Source organism: Alienimonas sp. DA493, from assembly GCF_043951915.1.
Classification (GTDB): Bacteria; Planctomycetota; Planctomycetia; order Planctomycetales; family Planctomycetaceae; genus Alienimonas.
In genome coordinates this window covers 32,352-47,955 of sequence record NZ_JBINJD010000021.1, presented here as the reverse complement: position 1 = coordinate 47,955, position 15,604 = coordinate 32,352, and the positions used below count along the sequence as shown (strand labels likewise).

The 15,604-nt window shown below is 71.7% G+C and carries 12 protein-coding genes; 9 read left to right on the top strand and 3 right to left on the bottom strand.

Annotated features, from left to right (window positions below; all coding sequences use genetic code 11):
* Positions 1-58 precede the first annotated feature (58 nt).
* From ACG2DA_RS05335 to ACG2DA_RS05325, 3 genes are all read right to left on the bottom strand, one after another.
* A complete protein-coding gene (locus ACG2DA_RS05335; RefSeq protein WP_395254439.1) occupies positions 59-1,465 on the bottom strand; it encodes a dipeptidase in 1,407 nt (468 codons plus the stop codon).
* A gap of 86 nt (positions 1,466-1,551) precedes the next feature.
* Positions 1,552-1,977, bottom strand: a complete 426-nt coding sequence (locus tag ACG2DA_RS05330) for an FHA domain-containing protein (RefSeq protein WP_395254438.1) — start codon at positions 1,975-1,977, stop codon at positions 1,552-1,554.
* Between the two features lie 61 nt (positions 1,978-2,038).
* Positions 2,039-2,410 carry a 4a-hydroxytetrahydrobiopterin dehydratase gene (locus ACG2DA_RS05325; protein WP_395254437.1) on the bottom strand — a complete coding sequence of 124 codons (372 nt, stop codon included), beginning with the start codon at positions 2,408-2,410 and terminating at the stop codon, positions 2,039-2,041.
* A gap of 160 nt (positions 2,411-2,570) precedes the next feature.
* Here ACG2DA_RS05325 and ACG2DA_RS05320 point away from each other — a divergent pair, with 160 nt between their 5' ends.
* The 9 genes from ACG2DA_RS05320 to ACG2DA_RS05280 all read left to right on the top strand — a co-directional run bounded on the left by ACG2DA_RS05320 (position 2,571) and on the right by ACG2DA_RS05280 (position 15,604).
* Positions 2,571-4,268 (top strand): DUF1549 and DUF1553 domain-containing protein, encoded by a 1,698-nt coding sequence (locus ACG2DA_RS05320; protein ID WP_395254436.1) that lies wholly within the window; start codon positions 2,571-2,573, stop codon positions 4,266-4,268.
* A gap of 102 nt (positions 4,269-4,370) precedes the next feature.
* Complete coding sequence (locus ACG2DA_RS05315) at positions 4,371-5,636, top strand: DUF1501 domain-containing protein (RefSeq protein ID WP_395254435.1); 1,266 nt, start codon at positions 4,371-4,373, stop codon at positions 5,634-5,636.
* Between the two features lie 88 nt (positions 5,637-5,724).
* Positions 5,725-6,282: a sigma-70 family RNA polymerase sigma factor gene (locus tag ACG2DA_RS05310; protein ID WP_395254434.1), complete on the top strand. Its 558-nt coding sequence runs from the start codon at positions 5,725-5,727 to the stop codon at positions 6,280-6,282.
* Positions 6,279-8,288, top strand: coding sequence for a DUF1549 domain-containing protein (locus ACG2DA_RS05305; RefSeq protein ID WP_395254433.1), 2,010 nt, complete (start codon positions 6,279-6,281; stop codon positions 8,286-8,288). The genes ACG2DA_RS05310 and ACG2DA_RS05305 overlap by 4 nt, the downstream gene beginning before the upstream one ends.
* A gap of 124 nt (positions 8,289-8,412) precedes the next feature.
* Positions 8,413-9,453, top strand: a complete 1,041-nt coding sequence (locus ACG2DA_RS05300) for an AAA family ATPase (protein WP_395254432.1) — start codon at positions 8,413-8,415, stop codon at positions 9,451-9,453.
* Between the two features lies 1 nt (position 9,454).
* Positions 9,455-10,351: a DUF58 domain-containing protein gene (locus ACG2DA_RS05295; protein ID WP_395254431.1), complete on the top strand. Its 897-nt coding sequence runs from the start codon at positions 9,455-9,457 to the stop codon at positions 10,349-10,351.
* Positions 10,348-10,920 carry a DUF6714 family protein gene (locus ACG2DA_RS05290; protein WP_395254430.1) on the top strand — a complete coding sequence of 191 codons (573 nt, stop codon included), beginning with the start codon at positions 10,348-10,350 and terminating at the stop codon, positions 10,918-10,920. The genes ACG2DA_RS05295 and ACG2DA_RS05290 overlap by 4 nt, the downstream gene beginning before the upstream one ends.
* A complete protein-coding gene (locus ACG2DA_RS05285; RefSeq protein ID WP_395254429.1) occupies positions 10,917-12,899 on the top strand; it encodes a VWA domain-containing protein in 1,983 nt (660 codons plus the stop codon). Before ACG2DA_RS05290 ends, ACG2DA_RS05285 begins: the two co-directional genes overlap by 4 nt.
* Before the next feature lie 8 nt (positions 12,900-12,907).
* Positions 12,908-15,604 (top strand): VWA domain-containing protein, encoded by a 2,697-nt coding sequence (locus tag ACG2DA_RS05280; protein WP_395254428.1) that lies wholly within the window; start codon positions 12,908-12,910, stop codon positions 15,602-15,604.

The window sequence follows — 15,604 nt, the reverse complement described above, 5'->3', positions numbered from 1 at the left end:
GGCGCGAGCCGCTCTGACACGCGCGCCGCCTGTCGGCGACGGCGAACCGGGGCCTCGTTCAGACTTGCGAGAACTCCCACATCAGCCGGGCGCTGGCCAACGCCCCGCGCTGGAAGGCGTCCAGACTGAACCGTTCATCCGGGCTGTGCAGGCCGTCGCTGTTCTGGCCCCAGCCGAGCAGCAGCACCGGGCAACCGAGCGTTTCGCCCAGCGCCCGCACCACCGGGATCGTGCCGCCCTCGCGGATCATCACCGGGGCCGTGCCGAAGGCGTGCTCGACCGCTCGCTGGGCGGCCTCGAACGGGGCGGAGTCCGTGTCGAACCGCACCCCGGGGGTGCCGTGGAAGGGGGTCACCTCGACCCGCACGCCCGGCGGGCAGAGGCTCTGCACATGCTCGCGGACGGCGGCGAGGATCGCGTTCGGGTCCTGGTCCGGCACGAGGCGGAACGAAATCTTCGCCGACGCCTTCGCGGGGATGATCGTCTTCGGCCCCGGGCCCTGATAGCCGCTGGTCAGGCCGTTCACGTCGCAGGTCGGCCAGCCCCAGCGGCCCTCCAGCACGGTGGCGTCCGGCGGGGTGACCGGTTCCGGGGCGCCGGTCGTTTCGAGGAACGCCGCCTCGTCGAACGGCAGGTCCGCCCAGGCGGCCCGTTCCTCGTCGGTGGGGGGAATGACGGCGTCGTAGAACCCGGGCACGGCGACGCGGCCGTCGGCGTCGTGCAGGCCGGCGACGATCTTCGCCAGCGCGTTCGCCGGGTTCGCCACCGCCCCGCCGAACAGCCCGCTGTGCAGGTCGGCCTTCGGCCCGGTCACCGTCACCTCACAGGCGGTGATGCCCCGCAACCCGTAGCAGATCGCCGGCACGCCGGGGGCGAACTGGCTGGTGTCCGAGATCACCGCCGCGTCGCAGGCCAACTCGTCCTTGTGCGAGGCGAGGAACTCGTCGAGGTGGTCGCTGCCCACCTCTTCCTCCCCCTCGATCACGAAGGTCACGTTGACCGGCGGCCCGCTGGCGGCGGCGTGCCAGGCGGCGACGGCCAGCGGGTGGGTCAGCATCTGCCCCTTATCGTCCGTCGCCCCCCGGGCGTAGACGTGCTCGGTCCCGCCGGGGCCGGGCCGCACCGCGGGCTCGAACGGCGGCGTCGTCCACAGGTCCAGCGGGTCCGGCGGCTGCACGTCGTAGTGCCCGTAGACCAGCAGCGTCGGGGCGCCGGCGACCGGGGGCGTCTTGGCGAAGACGATCGGGTGCCCGGGCCGCTCCGCCGTGCCGGTGTCGACCAGCTCCGCGGTGCAGCCGGCATTCTGCAAGAGGTCCCGCACCCACCGGGCGGCGGACCGGCAGTCGTCCCGGTGGGCCGGGTCCGCGCTGACGCTGGGGATGCGGAGCAGTTCGAACAACCGCTCGCGGTTCGCCTCCGCATCGGCGGACAGGCGATCGGCGACGGGGGCGAAGTCTTGCGCCATAGGGGAAAAGGGAAAGTCGTAAGGGATAAGAGCGACAGGGGCGTCGCCCACCTTACGCCTTACGCCTCCCCCCTTCCCCCTTAGATTCAGATCGGCACGACGTCCGAGGAGCTGTCCGCCCCGGGTTCGCCGCCCGGGGGGACCGCGTCGGCGACGGTGGGGGCGATGGAGACGACGCCGCTCTGCGAGCCGTCCTGCACGGTCTCCAGGCGTTCCAGCCGGTAGCCGACGTCGCCGATCCGCAGCACGTCGCCGGGGACGAGAGGCGCCTCGCGGCGGACCGGGCGGTCGTTCACCCAAGTGCCGTTCAGGCTGCCCAGGTCCCGCACCCGCACCCGGCCGCTGGCCTCCGCGACGCAGCAGTGCCGGCGGCTCACCTTGGCGCTGCCCTGCGGGGAGACGTCGCAGTCCGGGTGCCGGCCGAAGAACAGCACCGGCCGGTCCAGCGGCACCGCCCGGTTGACCGGGGGCCCGCCGTTCGCCGGCGGCAGCGGGGTGAAGACGAGGCGCACGGCGGGGGCGGGGGAGGGCGGGGTCGGGGGAACGCGGGGCGGGCGGAGCCGACGCTCCGCATTATGCCTCCCGCGGGTCGCCGAGGGCGTCGATCTTCGCGGCGAGAATGAAGTCGTTCTCCGTCAGCCCGCCGACGGCGTGCGTCTTCAGCACGATCGCGGCGTGCCGGTAGCCGGTCAGGTGTAGGTCCGGGTGATGGCCCTCCGCCTCGGCGATCTCCCCGACGCGATCGAAGAACGCCAGCCCCTTCGAGAAGGAGCCGACGTTCCACTCCCGGCGGATCGCGTCGCCGTCGTCGGTGGTTTCCCACTCCGTCAACAGCTTGAGGCGTTCGGCGACCTCGCCCCGGGAGAGCGTCGGCACGCCGCCCTCGCAGGGTTTGCAGTGTCCGGACTTGAGCGAATCGAGGGTGGGCGGGGCGGCGTCGGCCATGGGGAAACTCCTGAGTGCGGGGACTTTGCGGGGCGAATTCCGAGAATCGGGCCGTTTTCCGACGAACCCGGGCTTCGGGGACCGGGTAAGTCTGTCGTGCCGGGCGTGCTTTCGCCCCCGCCCGGTACGCAATCGTCCGTCGTACCGAACCGCCCCGCCGATGACACTCCGACCGCTCGCCGCAGTCCTCACGCTCGCGCTGGCCCCGCTGCTGTCCGCCCCCGGCGCCGGCGGCGGGGGGGCCTACGCCGCGGAAACCGGCGGGGAGCCCGTCCGCGGCAACGGCGACGCGGCGATCATCGCGGAGATCGACCGGCTGATCGCCCGCAGCTGGGAGGACAACGCCGTCGAGCCCTCCCCCGTCGCCAGCGACTCGGAGTGGCTCCGCCGCATCTGGCTGGACCTCGGCGGCCACATCCCCGACGCCGACACCGTGGTCGAGTTCCAGCGGAACCGGTCGGAGAACAAGCGGGCGGAGATGATTCAAACCCTGCTGGACAGTCCGGATTACGTCCGGCACTTCAGCACCGTCTGGACGAACCTCGCCATCGGCCAGGGCGAACCGGAGAACACCAGCCGCCTGGGCATGCGGCGGTTCTTCCGCAACGCCTTCGCCCGCAACCTCCCGTGGAGCGAGGTCGTCTTCGAACTGATCACCGCCGAGGGGCACTTCGAGGAGAACGGGGCCACGAACTTCCTGCTGGCCCAGATGGTCGACAACGACGACGGCGTGCAGGCGACCGCCAAGGCGACCCGGCTGCTGCTCGGCATGCAGGTGCAGTGCACCCAGTGCCACAACCACCCGTTCAACGACTGGAAACAGGACCAGTTCTGGCAGTTCAACAGCATTCTCAAGTCGGCCCGCCGGGTGGACCACGAGGAGTTCGACGAGTCGACCGGCCAGAACGAGTTCGTCTACGCCGAGCTGGTCCGCCGCCCGCTGGAAGGTCCGGTGTTCTTCGAGAAGCGCAGCGGCCTGATGCAGGTCGCCTTCCCCGAGGCGTTCGGCAAGACCTTCGGCGAGGGCCGGGACACCGACCGCCGGGCCGCCTTCGCCACCGCCCTGACCGGGCTGGAGCCGGACGACGAGGGCTTCCCGCAGGCCAGCGAGTCCGCCCAGACCGTCACCGACCAGGTCGCCCGGGCCTTCGTGAACCGCACCTGGGGCCACTTCCACGGCTACGGCTTCACCAAGCCGGTGGACGACATGGGCCCCCACAACCCGCCCAGCCACCCGGATTTGTTGGATTTCCTGACCGAGAAGTTCATCGAAAGCAACTACGACGTCCGCCGGCTGATCACTTGGATCACCAACTCGCAGGCCTATCAGCTGACCAGCCGGTCCACCAAGGAGAACGAGTTCGACGACCCCGCCGCCGGCGAGCTGCCGCTGTTCAGCCACATGGCCGTCAAGCGGATGACCGCCGAGCAGCTGTACGACTCCCTGCTGATCGCCACGGAGGCCCAGAAGGCCGGCAACTCCGACTGGGAGGCGATCGAACGGCAGAAGCGCCAATGGCTCCAGCAGTTCGTCACCGCCTTCGGCACCGACGACCTGACCGAGTCCACCACCTTCAACGGCTCGATCCCGCAGGCGTTGATGATGATGAACGGCGAACTGACCTCCAAGGCGATCTCCGCCGAGCCCGGCAGCTACCTGAACCGCGTGCTGGGCTCGACGAACAAGCCGGAGGAGGCCGTCGACCGCCTGTTCCTCGCGGCGCTGGGCCGTCAGCCGACGAGCAAGGAGAAGTCCGCCGCCGCCCAACTGATCCGCGGCAGCGAAAAGCCCATCTACGGCTACCAGGACCTGTTCTGGGCCCTGCTGAACAGCAACGAGTTCGTGTTCGTGAAGTGAGTTCGGAACTCACGTCGCCCGCCGGACGGGACTAGCGAACCCGCTCGGCGTCCCCTGTCCCCCGCTCACTTCCCGATTCCCGTTTTCCGAAAGTCCGCCCCGATGTTCGCCACCGACCAGACCTCCCGTCGCCACTTTCTGCGGCACATGGCCGCCGGGGCCGCGACCGTGCCCGCCCTGCAGTTCCTCTCCCACCTGGAGGCGAACGCGCAGGAAGTGCGGCGGAACGGCAAGGCCGTGATCCTCGTCTGGCTCGGCGGCGGCGCCCCCACGATCGACATGTGGGACCTCAAGCCGGGCACGAACACCGGCGGCGAGTTCAAGCCCATCGACACCAAGGGCGACCTGCAAATTTCGGAGCACCTGCCGAAGACGGCGATGGTGATGGACGAGCTGTCCGTCGTTCGCTCCATGAGCAGCATCGAGGCCGACCACGACCGCGGCCGGTACTTCATGAAAACCGGCTACCGGCCGGAAGTCACCGCCACGCACCCGCACTTCGGCAGCGTGGTCAGCTACGAAATCGGTGCCCAGCGGCCGCAGTTGGAGATTCCCGCGTTCATCTCCATCTCCTCCGGCGGCGGCCAGAGCGGCTACCTCGGCATGCGGCACGCCCCGTTCGAGGTCTCCTCCAACGGCCAGATCCGCAACGCCTCCCTCGACCGCTGGACCAGCCCGCAGCGCCTCCAGAACCGGCTGGCGATGCTGAACGTGCTCGAAGAGAACTTCATCAAGAGCGGCCGCGGCGACGCCCCCCAGGCGCACGCCGACGTCTACGACAAGGCCGTCAACCTGATGACCTCCTCCCAGATGGACGCTTTCAAGGTCGAGCAGGAGGACGAGAAGACCCGCGAGGCCTACGGCACCAGCGGCCTGGGCCGCGGTCTGCTGATGGCCCGCCGGCTGGTCGAGCGGGGCGTCCCGTTCGTGGAGGTCGGCTACGGCGGCTGGGACCTGCACAACGACGTGTTCAACTCCCTGTCCACCGACAAGCTGCCCACGCTGGACGCCGGCCTGTCCGCCGTCACCGCGGACCTCAAGCAGCGCGGCCTGCTGCAGGACACCGTCGTCGTTTGCATGGGCGAGTTCGGCCGGACCCCGCGGATCAACCAGAACGTCGGCCGCGACCACTGGGCCCGCAGCTGGTCGGTGCTGATCGGCGGCGGCGGCCTCACCGGCGGCATCGCCGTCGGCAAGACCTCCGAGGACGGCATGCGGGTCGACGGCCCCAGCTACCTGCCGGGCGACCTCTGGGCGACCGTCGCCCAGGCGATCGGCATCCCGCTGAACACGGTCCACACCTCCAAAACCGGTCGGCCGATGAAGCTCGCCAACGGCGGCCGCCCCATCGCCGAATTGATCGGGTGATCGGGAGAGTCGACGTCGGGTCCGCTGTGCGGACCGCGAATCTCAATTCGCGACCGAATCTGCACGGTCCGCAGAGCGGACCCTACAAATGATGCACGAACCCGACGAGCAGTTCCTCCGTGACTTCACCGCGTCCCAGCGGCGGCTCTTCCTGACGATCCTGTCGCAGGTCGGCCGCCCAGCGGACGCCGAGGAGATCTTGCAGAACGCCAACCTCGCCATCTGGCGGAAGGCCCACACCTTCGAGCCGGGCACCAACTTCGCCGCCTGGAGTTCCACCGTGGCGACCTACGAGGTGCTGAAGTGGCGTGAGAAAAAAGGCCGCGATCGGCTGCGGTTCTCCGACGAGTTCGTCGCCGCCGTCGCCCGGGAGGCGGAGGCCGACCCCGGCCTCTGGGAGGAACGCCGCCGCGTGCTGGAGACCTGCGTGGAAAAACTGTCCGCCAAAGACCGCGACCTGCTGACCCGCCGGTACACCCCCGGCGCCGATGGGGAGGAGGTCCAGGGCAAGGACGTGGCGGCGATGCTCGGACGGCCGGTCAACGCGGTGTATCAGTCCCTCGGTCGAATCAAGAAAACGCTGGCGGAATGCGTCCGCCGGGAACTCACCCAACTCGGCGCCCCGACGACGGGGGTGGCGACATGAACCCCCTCTCCCCCGCCGATATCCCGAAAGAACTGGCCGACGCCGTGCACGCCCTGCACGAGGGGCGGCTGGACGAGGCCGGTCTGGCGGAACTGGAGGCCCGGGTGCTGGGCGACCCCGCGGCGATGCGGGCGTATCTCGATCTGACCGCGGTGCACGGCACGCTGTCGTACGCGGCGGGCACGCTCTCTTCCACGGCTCTGCCGGCCCTCACGCTGGCGGAGAAGACCCCGGAATCCCCCGAGCCGGCGAAGACGGCCCGCTGGCGGACGCCGCTGACGTTGGCGGCCTCCCTGGCGCTGCTGTGCGGGCTGACTTTCTTCCTGCGGCCCGCCGACGACGGCCCCCCGGCCGGCGTCGCCGCGGTCGCACCGCAGCCGGCGCCCGACGAGCCGACGCTCTCTCCGGCCCCCGGCGCGGCGGTCGCGGACGTCGAACCGCCCGCCCGACCGACGCCGGAGCTGTTCCCCGAACTCCACGGCGCCCCGGCGACCGACCCGGCGCCCGGCGCCCCGGCCGCCCCGACGACGCCCGCGGTCGCCTCGCGGGACGACGGGAAGGTCGTGCCGCCGGAGGAGGCCGCGGCGGCGATCGACGCGGCGCTCGCCCACGGCTGGGCGGAGGCGGAAGTTCCCCCCTCCCCCGAGGCCGACCCCGGCGAGTGGCTGCGGCGGGCGTGGCTGGATCTGGCCGGGCACGCCCCGCCGCCGGACCAGGTCGCCCGGTTCCTCAACGACGACCGCCCGGGCCGGCGGCAGCGAGAGTTGAACCGCCTGCTCTCCGGCGAACGGTTCGCGTCGCACCTCGCCGAACGCTGGACGACGGCCCTCGTCGGCCGGGCCCCGCGGCCGGGCGTGGACCGGGCCGGGCTGCGGGCGCACCTCGCGGACCAGTTCGAGCGGAACGTCGGCTGGGATCTCGTCGCCGCGGAGCTGATCGCCGCCACCGGCGACGTGCGGCAGTCCCCGGCGACGAACTTCCTCGTCGCCCACGTCAACAACCAGGCGGTGCCGGCGACGGCGGTCACGGCCCGGGTGCTGCTCGGTACGCGGGTGCAGTGCATGCAGTGCCACGACCACCCGCACAACGGCGGGGAGGAGTGGTCGCAGGAACGCTTCTGGGAGTTGAACGCCTTCTTCAAAGGCGCCGACGTCGTGCAACGGCCGACGGCCGACGGCGACCGCGTCGCGGCGCTGGAGTCGCGGGCGGAGGGCGGGCCGACCTTCTTCGAGGACCGCCGCGGCGTCATGCAGGCGACCTTCCCCAAATACGCCGGGGAGACGGTCGAAGCCGCGGACGGCCGCCGCGAAAAACTCGCCGAACTGCTGCTCTCCGACGACCGCCGGCTGCCGGCGAAGGCCTTCGTGAATCGGGCGTGGGCCCACCTGTTCGGGGCCGGGCTGGTCAATCCGGTGGACGACCTCGGCCCGCACAACCCGCCGTCGTACCCGGCGGTGCTGGAATCTCTCACCGACCGCTTCGTCGCCACCGGGTACGACGTGCAGGATCTGTACGCGACCCTGACGGCGACCCGGCTGTACTCGCTCAGCGGGGCGGCGACGGAGGAGAACGCCGTCGACGACCCCGCCGCCGGCGTGCCGCTGCTGTTCACTCGCTGCTACCCCAAGCCGTTGACGGTCGAGCAGACGTTCGACTCGCTGGCCGCGGTCTCCGGCCGGCCGCTCGACCTGCGGGCCCGGGACGCCTGGGTCGCCGGGTTCGTGCGGCCGCAGGCCAACGACGAGAACGGCGAGGACCTCGCCCCAGTGACCGACATCCCCCGGGCCCTGGCCCTGATGAACGGCGAGGCGCTCAGCGCCGCGGTCGCCGCGGCCTCGAAGAACCAACGTCCGAAAGACTTGGACGACGTCTTCCTCTCCGCCCTCTCCCGGCGCCCCACCCCCCGGGAGCGGCGCCGGCTGGCCCCGCTGGTGCGGGTCGACGGCGGACTGGAAGACCTGCGCTGGGCCCTGCTGAACAGCGGCGAGTTCGCCACCGTGCCCTGACGGACGCAACGGTCCGGGGCGGAGGCGGATACGGCGAACGCGATCCGGGCTCGGTCGCACGGCGGCGGGAGCGGGCGGTACATCGGAACGCCTCTTCGCCACCGCTCCCCCGCGGCTCCGCCCGATGACGACCGCCCCGCCGTCCGACGCGTCCCCCGCCGCCCCGACCGGCCCCGCGGCTCCGTCCGAGGCGGAGTTGAAGTCCGAGCTGGACGCCTTCCGCGAGGATTTCGCCCGGCTGCGGGCGGAGGTCGGCCGGGTGATCGTCGGCCACGCGAACATCGTGGACGGCACCCTCACCGCCCTGATCGCCGGCGGCCACGTCCTGCTCGAAGGCGTGCCCGGGCTGGGCAAAACGCTGCTGGTCAACACCCTGGCCAGCGCGTTGTCCGTCACCTTCGGCCGGGTGCAGTTCACCCCGGACCTGATGCCCGCGGACCTGGTGGGCACGAACGTCGTCACCGAGGACGAACACGGCCACAAGCGGTTCGAGTTCCAACGCGGCCCCATCTTCGCCCACGTCCTGCTGGCGGACGAGGTGAACCGGGCGACGCCGAAGACGCAGTCCGCCCTGTTGGAGGCGATGCAGGAAAAGAGCGTGACCGTCGGCGGGCACACGCACAAACTGCCCGCGCCGTTCCTGGTGCTGGCGACGCAGAACCCGCTCGAAATGGAGGGCACCTACCCGCTGCCCGAAGCCCAGCTGGACCGGTTCTTCGTCAAGCTGCTGGTCGAGTTCCCCACCGCGGAGGACCTCGGCGAGATCCTGAACCGAACCACGGCGATCGACGTGCCGGCCGCCCGGCCGGTGTTGGACGGGGACCGCGTGCTGGCGATGCGGGACCTCGCCCGGCAGGTGCCGATCGCCGACGAGGTCCGCGACCGGGCGGTCGCGATGACCCTCGCCACCCACCCGGAGCACCCCTCCGCCCCGGAGGCGGTGAAGAAGTACGTCCGCTTCGGCAGCAGCCCCCGCGGCGCCCAGGCGCTGGTGCTGGCCGCGAAGGTGAAGGCGATCCTCGACGGCCGCTTCCACGTCTCGAAGGACGACCTGCACGACGCCGCCCCCGCCGTTCTGCGGCACCGCCTGATCTTGGGCTTCGAAGGACAGGCCGAAGGCGTGCGGGCGGACGACGTGATCGCCGACGTCGTGAAGGCCCGCTGAGATGGCCGCCGCCCCGACCGCCCTGTTCCCGCCGGATTTTTTGCAGCGGCTGGAGTATCTGTCCCTCCTGTCGAAAAGAGTGTTCGCCGGGCAGTTGATGGCCCAGAAGCGGACGCGGCAGCTCGGCGGCGGGGTGGAGTTCGCGGACCACCGGCAATACGACCCCGGCGACGACTTCCGGCACCTCGACTGGAACCTCTACGCCCGACACGGGGAACTGCTGCTCAAGCGGTTTCAGGAGGAGCAGGATCTACACGTCTATCTGCTGATCGACGCGTCGAAGAGCATGGCTCACGGGGCGCCGCCGAAGTTTGATCTCGCCCGGCAGGTCGCCGCGGCGCTGGCCTACATCGCCCTGGCGGACTTGGACCGGGTCGCCGTCGTCGCCTTCGCCGGGGGCGTGGTGGAAGAGATGCCGCTGACCCGCGGCAAGGGGCGGGCGCTGGCGCTGCTCCAGTTCCTCGAAAAGCTGGAGGCCCGCGGGGAGGAGACGAACCTGTCGAACCTCGTCGCCGAGTTCCTGCTCCGGGGGCGGCGGTCGGGGCTCGTCGCGGTGCTGAGCGACTTCTACGACCCCGCCGGCTTCTCGGCGCCGCTCTCCAAGCTGCGGCACGGCGGGCACGAGCCGCACGTGGTGCAAATCTACGACGCGGCGGAGGCCGACCCCGGCTTCCTCGGGGACGTGGAGCTGACCGACGTCGAATCCGGCCGGGCCGTCAAACGGACCGTCACGGAGAAGGATCTGCGGCGCTACCGGGAGGCGTTCGACGGCTTCCGCAAGGAACTCGCCGCCTTCTGCCGGAGCCGCGGCTGGGGACACACAACCAGCCGCAGCGACGTGCGGTTCGACGACCTGGTGGTGTCGATGATGCGCGGCGCGAACCTGGTGCAGGCATGACCGCCCGCCCCGCTACCGTCGTCGGCCCCGTCCGGTTCCGCCGACGCTCCGCCCCGGACACCGGCGTGCGAGACTGGCTGCTCTCGTACATCGATCAGGCCTTCCGCGACGTGTCGCTGGAGCTGGGGATGACGATCTACGCCGGCGAGGCGATGGACCGTTACGGGGACGACGAAGAACTGCGGCTGTCCCGACAGGCTGAGCGGCAGGACTGGCGCCGCGTCCCGCCGTCCTGCCTGCACGAGCGGCCGGACGCCCTGTGCTACCTCGACGCCTCCGCCTTCCGCTTCTACACGCCGGCGATCATGAGCACGGTCGTGCGGGGCGAAGACCTCCACGGACGACTGACTGACGTCTTTCTCTGGCGCCTGCACGGCGTCAGCCTCCGCGGGGAATACGACGGCGGGCCGTACCGCCAGTTGTTCAACCGATCCCAGCGGGCCGCGGTCGTGCGGTTCCTCAAGTACCTCTCGCACAACCTGCGCGGCGGGGGCGACTGGGTGACGCCGGGCACGGTGGAGGGTCTGAAGCAGCACGGTGAAGCGGCCCACAACGGAGCGGACGCATGAACTTCGCCGCCCCCTCGATGCTTTGGTGGCTGGCCCTCGCGGTCCCGGTGATCGCGTTGTACGTGCTGAAAGTCCGCCTGCGGCGGGTGCCGGTCAGCACGCTGATGTTCTGGGACAAGGTCTATCAGGAGAAGGCCCCGCGGAGCCTGTTCGAACGCCTGCGGCACCTCGGGTCGCTGCTGCTTCAACTCCTCCTCGTCGCCCTGCTGGCGTTCGCCCTGGCGGACCCGTTCACCGACGCCGAGGCCCGCAGCGCCCGGCGGCTCGTGCTGGTGATCGACGCCTCCGCCAGCATGGCCGCCCCCGTCGATCCGGACGAGCCCGGCGCCGGCAGTCGGCTGGAGGCGGCGAAGGCCCGGGCCGCGGAGTTGGTGCAGGGCCTGCGGCACCGGGACGCCGCGGCGGTGGTCGTCGCCGGCGCCGCCGCGGAGGTCGCCTGCGGGATGACCGGCCACCCGCCGACGCTCGCCGAGGCGATCGAAGCCATTCCCCAGACCGACGCCCCCGGCGCCGTGGCGGACGCCCTGGCCCTCGCTGAACGGCTGGTGGCGAACCGGGAGAACGGCCGCGTGCTGCTGTTCTCCGATCGGGAGCCGGAGGGGGTGGAACTGGCGGAAAACGTCACGCTGCTGCCCTTCGGCGCCGCCGGGGGGAACGTGGCGATCACCGCGTTCCAAACCCGCCGCAGCCTGACGGACCCGATCGGCTACGAGATCCTCGCCGAGGTGACGAACTTCGCCGACGAGCCGATTTCCCTCCGGTTGGACTTCGACCTCGCCGGGGCCGGGATCGATGCCGTCCCGCTGGACCTCGCCCCCGGCGAGACGTGGCGACGGACCTTCGAGAAGACCGATCAGGCCGGCGGCGAACTGGTCGCCCGGCTGGTGTTCGACGAGGCAGACGACGAGGACGAAGCCGCGGCCCCCCCGGCGAACCTGCTGACCGCCGACGACGAGGCCCGCGCCGTGCTCCCGCCGCGGGAGCGGGTCCCGGTGGCGCTGGTGACGCCGGGGAACCTCTTTCTGCAACAGGTGTTCGCCGCGAACCCGCTGGTCGACCTGACGGTGACGGGCGAGGTCCCGGAGGAACTGCCGGCGGGGGCGATCGTCGTGCTGCACCGCGTCGTGCCGGAGGAACTGCCGGACCGGCCGGTCTGGTTCATCGACCCGCGGTCCGACGCCGCCGGGTTGTTCGCCGTGGGCGAGGAGGTCGTGGCCCCCAACGTGCGGCTGACGGAGGAGGCGGAGGGGTCCCCGCTGCTGGCGAACGTCCGGCTGGACCGGGTCGACCTGCCGAAGGTGCGTCCCGTCGCGCCGGCGGCGGACGCCGACGCGACCGTGCTGGCGGAGGTCCTCCCGCCGGGCGCCGAAGGCACGGGGGCCGAGACCGGCAATCCGTTGCTGGTCGCCCTGCGGCGGCCGCTCGCCGGCGGGGAGCGGGGGAAGGCGGTGGTGCTGGCGGTCGATCTGGACGCCACCGACCTGCCGCTGCGGACGGCGTTCCCGATTCTGGCCGTCAACGCGCTGACCTGGTTCACCGACGCCGCCGGCGAACTGCGGCCCGCCGCCGCGACGGGCTCCACCGTCTCGGTCCCGCTGCCGGAGGGGGCGGAGAGCGAACGGTGGAGCGTGTTCGCCCCCTCCGGCGCCGCCCGGTCGCTGCCGGCCGGGCTGACCGCGGCGACTCTCGGCCCGCTGGCCGAAGCCGGCCTGTGGCGCCTCGCTCCCCTGCCGCCGCCGGGCGAGACCGCGGAGGGATCGACCGACGCGGCGCCTGACTGGCCGGCGGCAACGATCCCGGTCGCCGTGAACCTCACCGCCCCGACGGAGAGCGACGTCCGCGTCGTCGCCCCCCCGTCCGAGGGCGCCGATCCCGCCGGCACGGCCGGCGGCCGGCCGTGGTGGGTCTGGCTGGCGGCCGGGGCGCTCCTGCTGGTCGGCGTGGAATGGTGGCTCTATCAGCGGCGGTTCATCCAATGACCAGCTTCATGACGCCCCTCGCCGATACGGCCTCCGCGGGGAGGAACGCCGCCGATCTGTCCGCCTACGCCCTCGATCTGCTCCGGCCGGAGTGGCTGTTCGGGCTGATTTTGCTGCCGGCGCTGTGGGCCCTCTACCGCCGCAGTCTGGTGGACTTCGACCGCGGGCAGCGGATCGCCTCGCTGGTCGTGCGGTCGGCGGTGGTGGTGTTGCTCGTGCTGGCTCTCGCGGGGCTCACCCTGCTGCGGCCGACGGACGAACGGTACGTCGCCTTCGTCGTGGACGAATCGCTTTCGGTCGGCCGGGCCGACGGGGCGGACCGGGTGCGGACCTTCCTCGAAGCCGTCGGGGAGCCGCCGGCGGGGACCGAGGCGGTCGTGCTGCCCTTTGCCGCGGAGGTGGGGGAGCCGGTCTCGCTGGCGGAGTACCTCGCCCCGCCGGAGGAGGCTACGCCGGGGGGCGCGCCGCCTCGCGGCGACGGCGAACCGGACAGCACGCAAGAGGACGACGAACGGTTGCGGGGTACGGACATCGCCGCGGCGATTCGCACGGCCCTCGCCGCGGCCCCGCCGGACAAGGTGCGGCGGGTCGTGCTGCTGTCCGACGGCAACGAGACGGCCGGCGACGCCGTCGCCGCCGCCCTCGCCCAGGCCGGTCGCGGCGGGACGGGGGCCGGCCGGGGGGACCGCATTGACGCCGTTCCTCTGCCCACCCGGGAGGAGCCGGAGGTCGCCGTCTCCGAGGTGCTCGTTCCCGCCCAGGTGGCCCGCGGGGAGCCGTTCTTCGTGGAGGTCGCCGTCGACGCCAACCACGCCGACGAGGCGACGGTCGAAGTCTTCCGCGGCCCGTTGAAGGTCGTCTCCCAGCGGGAAACGCTCGAACCGGGCGAGAACCGCTTCCGCTTCCGGCAGACCGTGGAGCGGGACCGGCTCGCCGAATACACCGTCCGCATCAGCGGGGCGAAACAGGACGCCCTCGTCGACAACAACGCCGCGACCGGGTTGGTCTACGCCGCCGGCAAGCCGCGGGCGCTGCTGATCGACTCCGCCCCGGACGCGGCCCGCAGCTTCGTCTGGGCGCTGGGCGAAGAGGACGTGGAGGTGGACGTTCGCCCGCCCCGCGGCGTGCCGGAGGACGTGGCCGATTTGCAGAACTACGAGGTCGTCCTCCTCGGCAACGTGCCGGCGACGGACCTGTCGAGCCGGCAGATGGAGGTCATGCGGACCTACGTGCGGGACCTCGGCGGCGGGTTGATCATGCTCGGCGGGGACCAGAGCTTCGGTCTCGGCGGGTACTACCGCAGCGTGCTGGAAGAGGTGCTCCCGGTCCGCTCCGACTTCGAAAAGGAGAAGGAAAAGCCCTCCCTGGCGATGGTGCTGGTGATCGACAAGAGCGGCTCCATGGGCGGGATGAAGATGGAATTGGCGAAGGACGCCGCCGTCGCCGCGGTGGAGTTGCTGGGGCCGAAGGACCAACTCGGCGTGGTCGCCTTCGACGGTTCGCCCACCTGGGTGGCGGACGTGCGGCCGGCTTCCGACAGCGTGGCCCTGAGCAACGGCATCGCCTCCATCGCGGCCGGCGGCGGCACGAACCTCCACCCCGCCATGACCGAGGCCCGCGACGCCCTCCGCCGGGCCGCCGCCAAGCTCAAGCACGTGATCGTCCTCACCGACGGCCGGAGCGCCCCCGGCGACTTCGACGGCGTGACCCGCGACCTCGTCGCCGACCGGGTGACGGTCTCCACGGTCGGCGTCGGCGAGGGGGCGGACATGAACCTCCTGGAGCAGATCGCCCGGACCGGCGGCGGCCGCAGCTACTTCACCGACGATCCGGGCAACATCCCCCAGATCTTCGCCAAGGAGACGATCACCGCCTCCAAAAGCGCCATCAACGAGGAACCGTTCGTCCCGCAGGTGATCCGTCCCACCGCCGCCCTGAACGGCGTGGACATGGAGACCGCCCCCTTCCTGCTGGGCTACGTCGTCACCCGGCCCAAGGCGACGGCGGAGGTGATCCTGGGCACCGAAACCGGCGACCCGCTGCTGGCCTGGTGGCGCTACGGGCTGGGCTGGAGCGTCGCCTTCACCTCGGACGCCGGCCCCCGTTGGGCCGCCGAGTGGCTGCCTTGGGAGGGCTTCGGCCCCTTCTGGGCGCAGATCCTGCGGCACACGATGCGCAAGGGGGGCGGAACCGGCTCCACGGTGCAGATGGCTCGCACCGGCGACACCGTCCGGTTGACGCTCGACGCCGCCGATCCCGCCGGCGGCTGGCGGAACGACGCGACCACCGAGGTGACGGTCATCGACCCCGCCCTCGGCTCCCGGACCGTGCCCGCCCGGCAGACGGCCCCCGGCCGGTACGAGGCGGAGTTCGAGGCCCCGGAAGACGGCGCCTACCACGCGGAGATCGTGCAGACGGTCGACGGCCGCGTCGTCGCCCGGCAGAGCCGCGGCGTCACCGTCGGCTACCCGGAGGAGCTGCGGCTCCGTCCCACCAACGAAACGCTGCTGAAAGCCGTCGCCTCCGCCGGCGGCGGCACGTTCGACCCGGCTCCCGCGGCGGTCTTCGCCCCGGACGACGCCACCGCCCCGGACCCGTTGCCGCTCTGGCCGGACCTGCTGGCGACGGCGCTGGCGCTCTGGCTGCTGGACGTCGCCCTCCGCCGCGTCGACGTCCCGGCCCTCTGGAGCCGGCTGCGAACCTAG

Coding starts and splice junctions, on each gene's coding strand:
- ACG2DA_RS05295 (WP_395254431.1), top strand. CDS start 9,455: ATGGCCGCCGCCCCGACCGCCCTGTTCCCGCCGGATTTTTTGCAGCGG.
- ACG2DA_RS05335 (WP_395254439.1), bottom strand. CDS start 1,465: ATGGCGCAAGACTTCGCCCCCGTCGCCGATCGCCTGTCCGCCGATGCG.
- ACG2DA_RS05290 (WP_395254430.1), top strand. CDS start 10,348: ATGACCGCCCGCCCCGCTACCGTCGTCGGCCCCGTCCGGTTCCGCCGA.
- ACG2DA_RS05325 (WP_395254437.1), bottom strand. CDS start 2,410: ATGGCCGACGCCGCCCCGCCCACCCTCGATTCGCTCAAGTCCGGACAC.
- ACG2DA_RS05310 (WP_395254434.1), top strand. CDS start 5,725: ATGATGCACGAACCCGACGAGCAGTTCCTCCGTGACTTCACCGCGTCC.
- ACG2DA_RS05305 (WP_395254433.1), top strand. CDS start 6,279: ATGAACCCCCTCTCCCCCGCCGATATCCCGAAAGAACTGGCCGACGCC.
- ACG2DA_RS05285 (WP_395254429.1), top strand. CDS start 10,917: ATGAACTTCGCCGCCCCCTCGATGCTTTGGTGGCTGGCCCTCGCGGTC.
- ACG2DA_RS05280 (WP_395254428.1), top strand. CDS start 12,908: ATGACGCCCCTCGCCGATACGGCCTCCGCGGGGAGGAACGCCGCCGAT.
- ACG2DA_RS05315 (WP_395254435.1), top strand. CDS start 4,371: ATGTTCGCCACCGACCAGACCTCCCGTCGCCACTTTCTGCGGCACATG.
- ACG2DA_RS05300 (WP_395254432.1), top strand. CDS start 8,413: ATGACGACCGCCCCGCCGTCCGACGCGTCCCCCGCCGCCCCGACCGGC.
- ACG2DA_RS05320 (WP_395254436.1), top strand. CDS start 2,571: ATGACACTCCGACCGCTCGCCGCAGTCCTCACGCTCGCGCTGGCCCCG.